The organism is Bradyrhizobium sp. HKCCYLS2038 (genome assembly GCF_051167655.1).
Classification (GTDB): Bacteria; Pseudomonadota; Alphaproteobacteria; order Rhizobiales; family Xanthobacteraceae; genus Bradyrhizobium.
In genome coordinates this window covers 57,342-63,341 of record NZ_JBNPTM010000017.1, presented here as the reverse complement: position 1 = coordinate 63,341, position 6,000 = coordinate 57,342, and the positions used below count along the sequence as shown (strand labels likewise).

Here is a 6,000-nt window from a genome sequence, read left to right as displayed (position 1 = left end):
CGCCAGCTGACCAGCCCGGCTCTCGCCGGCGAACGCGGTCACCCACCGCGAGCTACACCACGACACGGGACACGATCGCTGTCTGATCGCAACTCCTGCGCGCGCGGGTTTACGTACAGCGAGCTGTTCCGACAGCTGATTCGCAGACCCTTGCGCCCGCGCTGCCCCCACGAAGCCATTTCGATAATCGAGATTAGCCTACAAAATACATTCCATTGATTTCTGCTATGAGAATGCGCGTGGTGTTTAGTGATGCGCTTGCGCTGTTTGCAGGAGGGTTATCATGCCGTAGCGTTAAAATTTTTTGGCTCATCGCACCCACACCTTCAAGTAGGTGATCACCGGTATCGTCGGCGCTGCTAGCTCAGCATCAGGAATGCGCTCGGATAATACGATGGAATGGAAAATCGGATTTCTCACCCTTTTCGCTCTTTGGCGTTTGTGAGGTCCTTGGCAAGCGCCTGCGCGACGGCGGAAGGCAGCTCGATGCCGGATAACTTCCAACCATCGCCCTCAAAATGAATGCTAACACCTCCTGCATCTGCCGTTTCGCCCAAACGGATCAAAAACTCGACTGGCTTAATTGGAGATATCCGCTTCAGGGTTTCGAGCACCCGAGACGTGTCGACCTCAGTCAGACGCGGCAATGTCACCACGCCGCGGCTTGAGGCGATCGCGCCCTCATTCAAAATGCTAGTGAGATTTTCCTGCGTGAGCATCTTGGCGATCAGGGCATCTGCCACGGACGCCCCATAGGTGTTTACAGCTATGCGCTCCAGCGGCTTCACCGGCCGATCCCGACCTATCTCTTTTAAGTATGCGGCAACCACCTGATCGACCAAGGAGCGCCGCAGGCGGGTCGTATCTATCCGCGCAAAAACACTAGCCGCGTCTCCAGCGCGGGCCGCTTCGATCAAGCGGCCAAGCGACACAACGGCCGATCCGATGTAGATCGCAAGCCCGATAGACAGTGCAAGTAAAACTCCCAACAACCATCGCATTCAGGAGGTTTCCAAATATCTGTTGCATGGGCTCGCAAAGACTTGGGCTCGCGAAGAACTGCAGCGCCCGCAGCCCACGCTGAAAACGCATCCGGCGTCGTTTTGTGCCACGGCTCGCGGCCCTGCCTTTATTGTCTCGCTGTCTGAATTAACGAGGGCTCTCGGCACCAACGCTCGGAACTCCGGTCCAGTGCCATCCCGGCCCGACCGACTTCAAAGCGCACAGCGTCAGCCCCCATCCTGCACGTTCAGCACCAGTGGGTTGCCAGACGTGAGCTCCGCCAACTGGCTGAAGGTAGTTTTCGGGCGGCGAGGAACATTCTCCCGCTGCGGCCCACCCACTGCGGCCTAGATGGCTGCAAGCGCCGCCTCGGCGAGCAGGTCTTGTCCCGACCGCAATCCGTGCCGTACGAGACCTATACCGAACTCAAGGGACTCAAGCGCCATCGGAACTCTCCTCATCGCTGGATGCCACGAGGGGCTCGGACCACCAGCTCTACGAGAACGCCCCGAAGTCGATCAAGAACGCTGAGCGTTAAAAGACCGGGGTTGATCGCGATGAATGAAAGAGCAGATCAACGGTTTCCTCAACAACGCACGCGTGACATGAATGAACTTGCATGTGATTGATGAAATGGCTATTCGAAGGTAGTTGTCCCGATATGCCACATGGCGCGGCAATCTGCTAATGTCGGGGGCACGTCCGACGACATACGGCCCTAAACTCCCAATGCACCGAGCTCGTGCACGAGATGATGTCACACTTGCGGTTGTCACCGTCTGTAGCGCGCAAGAGCCAAGTTGATGCGCTCCTGGCGTATCCATAAACTAAGACCCTTCAGTTGGGACGTAATGAGCTTCTTTAAGTATTGAGGACGCTCGACCAGGCACGCAAAGCCATATGCGATAGGGATAGTCGTCAATCCACACAAGATCATTGCGAGTGTGTTGGGAACCGTCGCGATCGCTTGAGTGATCGACCATGCCAAAAGCAGGAGAGGAAAGTGGATCACGTACAGGCTGTATGAGAACGCCCCGGAGTTGATCAGGAACGCTGGCGGTGCAAACACCGCTCGCCTGATCGGAGTGAACGAAGAGCGGATCCACCGAGCCAGATTGCGGCATACAGCGGAAAGTGCTCGTTCCTTGCTCGTGTCACGCCGATATAGATCGCAACAGCCCCAGCAAGGGCGACCGGCAAGCGGCGCGACCACACAATCATCGCAGTGCCACCTGCGATAAGATAGATCTGCCCCTCGATGAAGAGGCTCCACAAGGGGCCGTCTGCGTTGCCAAAGCCCCCCGCGCATTGCAAGGGTGGTCCATATATCAGCCGAACGAAACAGATAGATCTCACGACCTGGTAGTCCAGGCGGCGGGAGGTTCATGGCTCGGATCACCATTCCGACCAAGACCACGATTGCGATTGCGATTGCGATTGCACCAACGAGGGGCGGATAGATCCTGACGATCCGAGACACGATGAATCTAGCGCAACAAACCGGCTATTACGTCGGATATTGTTAGTAATGCTAAGCGTAATCAGATAGCCGCTCATGGCGAAGAATATATAAACAGCGTAAGTTGCGGCCGTCCCGAGGACCGCGCATATCAACTCGATACCCTCTGAACGCGAGTAGAACACCTGGTAGCCGTGTCCAGCCAGCACACACATTGCCGCAATCCCGCGTGCGGCATCGAACCATAGCAGGTAACTTGATTTCGCCATGTTCTCTCCGTCATCGGGCGGCACAAAAAAACAAGGGAGCACCGCCGGGTAGCCGACGACGAATGCGTGCGGTTGCGGGTGCGTCCGACCCGTGCCGACCTACGAAACGAACAGCGGAAAAGCATGCCCGAAATGCGGCTGCGCACCGGCCAACCGGTGACACCCTGCATCACACCGGCGGTGATGCGACCGGGCGGCCTGCGGCAGCGGCCGAGACAACACGAATGGCGGACGCCGTAGCGAGGCGGCATCATGGGCCTTGAAGTGCGATGATGTAGCACAACGTATCGCTCCGGAACGCCGCCGGCGCAATGGGCCGCACCGAGAAGACGATTCAACAGCACGATGCATACGTCCGGTGTGACGCGGAATGATGGGACTGGAATCGGTACGCGTGGCGCCGAACACGAACAGCTCTCGCGTGGTGAGATCGATCGGCGCCGCCATGGCGGAGTCGCGTTCCGCCGTCGCTCGCCTTAACTCTGCGATGCAAAGTGCCGGCTTTCGAGGCACCTCCGGCGTCGGCAGCTCTGACACGACGAAGCGCAGATCGTGCTCACAGTAACTCAAGTTGAGGGCGAACCCGGCACGTCCGAAAACAATCAGCAACTCAAGCACCCCCCCGCCGAGCGGCTTGCTACGGACGCTTAAGGACGAGCCGAAGGGACGTTACAAACGTACGGCAGCTGCTTCGCACACCCGAGCACGGCCAAAAGCTAGCGCCTGGCGACGCAGCCGTCAGGCGTGGTGCAGGACAGCCGGCCGTTTCACGAAACAGCCCCACCTTTCTCGAGCACTAGGCGTACAGCCGGATCGGCAGCCCGGGGGGAACGGGCCGACGACGGTAAGCATCAATGTTGAGAACGCGCCGCGGCTTGGGCTCAAGCCCTGAGCAGATGGCGGCGAGTTCATCGGCGCTGAGCTGGTGCTGATACTTATGGCTGCCGTACCAATCGAATGTGTTGAGCACGGCGCTCTCGTATAGCCGCTCGTAATAGCGATCACCGAGCGGCACATCACCCCGGATCATGAAGTTCGCCTTTTCGAGAAGAGGCCCGAGCAAAGGGACGAAGCGGAGACGGGCCATCAGCTTGGCGTAGGCAAGGATCGTCCGAAACGAACATCGCGACAAGATGGCTCGCAAGGGCCGATAGATCAGCAGATAGCGAGCCATCCAGAGCGGGTCTGAGGGAAATCTCGCATAGCAGCTGAACGCAAGTTCACCCTCCGAGCCGACCATGCGCCAGAGCGCCTTAGCCGTTCGCTCCACGTTTGGTGTGTGCTGGATGGCGGCGTTGCAGATTACCAATCCGTGAATCGACAGCGGGCGGATCGGATGAGCATCGATTGAACACTGAACAACGTCCACGTTGTGGATGTCTCTAAGGTTCTGCTGCACTACGCCGTCGACGCTGTCGGACAGCTCAAGTGCGATCACGTAATCGGCACCATATTCGGACATCCAGCGCGCGTGCATGCAGCTGCCGGCGGCACAGTCAACGATCACCTTGCCGCGGAAATAGTCTGGCGATCCGAAGGCGCCGTTGGCGATGTGCGCAAGCCAGTTGGCCTTGAAGCGATCGTAGTTGAAGTGATTCCACTCCTCGCCAAACGAGGCGACGGTCTGCTTCAGCGCAGGATCCAGCACGAAGCGGGGCACGCCATTCGTGATCTCGTATCGATGCCCGGTTTCGGAAACGAGTATGCCATTGGACACGACGTCACCGACCCGCTCGGCGCCATCATCCAGCCGAAGGGCTGACCCGTCGATCGGGTCACATAGGTAATTCAAGAGTCTCGTACGCATTTCCCGTCCTCCGGCCGAAGGCGATTAGCGGCCATCCGCAACTCAAACACTTTTTATATATTCCTCCTTTGCGCAATCCGCACTCCATACCTGACATCTCTCACTGCCGCGAATAAACGATGCAGGTCTGACATCTGAAATTCCCGCGCGCGCCGCATCGGCGCCATGTAAATTGCAAATTTTCTTCAGGAAACGTTCGCAAATTGCGGGCGAAAACAGCAAGATCCTTCAATCCGGAACACTCGTCAATGTCCTCGCCTAGTTCGAACTACTGATCGTCTTCGGCGGCATAACCGTTCTTTTAGCGCAAACTAATTGGTCGCTGCAGACTGCACGGTACACGCGACTACTCTCCGGCCAGGCGATCGCGCCCAGGCAGTTCGCATCCTCGGTGAGGCCGACGGCGCCGCCATGATGACCCGCCGAGCCGAAGACCGTGTTGCCTGTGCCGCCGCCGGCCGCCTCGAGGTCGGCCATGAACGCGCGGGCGACTTCGGGCGGCAGCTCGATCGCCGGCGGCCATCAGTGCCTCCGCCGATGCCGCAGCTCGAGCTCGGTCAGCGCTTGGTCGACGTCGTCAAGATCGGCCGGACCGATCGCAGCAGGCTCGGGCTCGAGGAGGCCGCGATTGCAGACCGGACCAGGGGTGGCCAGCCGCCCGATAACGGCATCCGGCTGGACTATTGGTCCAGGGCCGGTCCGGATAGGCTTCGGAGACTGCTGCGGGAACTTCCTCAGTGTTCAATTTACACGTCAATTGCTTTACCGAACTGAGGAGCTTGCTCGCGGCTAATCGTTCGTCATACACTAGACCGCCGTCAAGTTGACAATTGCGGCCGCGTGACCGCCGGCTCGATCTGGATGCCAGTCTCCGATCGGGTCGGCGGTTTGTTCTAGCGGCTTCGGAGGCGAATGACGGCTAGTCCGGAGTGCTTCCCCTCATGCCGTTCGCATTGAGACGGCTCGCCGTCTCCCTTGAGACCGCGAGCAATTATCGCGATGGCGTTGTCCTCCAGCGGCCGCTGGAGCGCTTTGGCGTCGTGAAGTGCTCCCCGAAAATAGGCCAAGCCGATGCTGCATCTCCTACCGAGCGTCGCCAAAACGCACGGTGCGCGATCGATCCGAAGGGTCGAACAGGTCCGCCTGATGGAGACCTTCCAGTCGCTCCGCACCTCGTCGACAAGCTCGCGCTTGCGGCCAGGCTTCAGAGCTTTTTTGAGAGCACATCCTCCAGCATGGCCTTGTCGAGTGCCAAGTCCGCAACGATCCGCTTTAGCTTGGCGTTCTCCTCTTCGAGCTGGCGCAGCCGCTTCACCTCCGATGGCATCAGGCCCGCATACTTCCTCTTCCAATTGAAATACCCAGCCTGGCTGATCCCGGCCTTGCGGCAAACCTGCGCAACCCCCAAGCCGTCCTCAGCCTCGCGATCTGCGCTTCCGAAAACTTCGATGTCTTCATGGAAC

4 protein-coding genes and 1 pseudogene are annotated in these 6,000 nt (G+C 58.9%); 1 reads left to right on the top strand and 4 read right to left on the bottom strand.

Annotated elements, in window-relative coordinates; genetic code table 11:
* Positions 1-416 precede the first annotated feature (416 nt).
* The 3 genes from ACQR1I_RS35815 to ACQR1I_RS35805 form a co-directional block, all read right to left on the bottom strand.
* Complete coding sequence (locus ACQR1I_RS35815; protein ID WP_434870962.1) at positions 417-1,001, bottom strand: DUF2939 domain-containing protein; 585 nt, start codon at positions 999-1,001, stop codon at positions 417-419.
* A 1,396-nt stretch (positions 1,002-2,397) separates the two neighbouring features.
* The gene (locus tag ACQR1I_RS35810) at positions 2,398-2,730 is read right to left on the bottom strand and encodes an acyltransferase family protein (RefSeq protein WP_434870961.1); all 333 of its coding nucleotides are present in this window, start codon (positions 2,728-2,730) and stop codon (positions 2,398-2,400) included.
* A 796-nt stretch (positions 2,731-3,526) separates the two neighbouring features.
* Positions 3,527-4,537, bottom strand: coding sequence for a class I SAM-dependent methyltransferase (locus tag ACQR1I_RS35805; protein WP_434870960.1), 1,011 nt, complete (start codon positions 4,535-4,537; stop codon positions 3,527-3,529).
* Positions 4,538-4,948: 411 nt separating this feature from the next.
* Here ACQR1I_RS35805 and ACQR1I_RS35800 point away from each other — a divergent pair, with 411 nt between their 5' ends.
* Positions 4,949-5,311, top strand: coding sequence for a hypothetical protein (locus ACQR1I_RS35800; RefSeq protein ID WP_434888885.1), 363 nt, complete (start codon positions 4,949-4,951; stop codon positions 5,309-5,311).
* Positions 5,312-5,652: 341 nt separating this feature from the next.
* Here the strand turns inward: ACQR1I_RS35800 and ACQR1I_RS35795 are convergent.
* Positions 5,653-5,995 (bottom strand): annotated as a pseudogene (locus ACQR1I_RS35795) (transposase); the annotation flags it as partial.
* Between the last annotated feature and the right edge of the window lie 5 nt (positions 5,996-6,000).

Excerpts from the sequence above, each read along its gene's own strand:
- ACQR1I_RS35815 (WP_434870962.1), bottom strand. The coding sequence starts at position 1,001 with ATGCGATGGTTGTTGGGAGTTTTACTTGCACTGTCTATCGGGCTTGCG.
- ACQR1I_RS35810 (WP_434870961.1), bottom strand. The coding sequence starts at position 2,730 with ATGGCGAAATCAAGTTACCTGCTATGGTTCGATGCCGCACGCGGGATT.
- ACQR1I_RS35805 (WP_434870960.1), bottom strand. The coding sequence starts at position 4,537 with ATGCGTACGAGACTCTTGAATTACCTATGTGACCCGATCGACGGGTCA.
- ACQR1I_RS35800 (WP_434888885.1), top strand. The coding sequence starts at position 4,949 with ATGATGACCCGCCGAGCCGAAGACCGTGTTGCCTGTGCCGCCGCCGGC.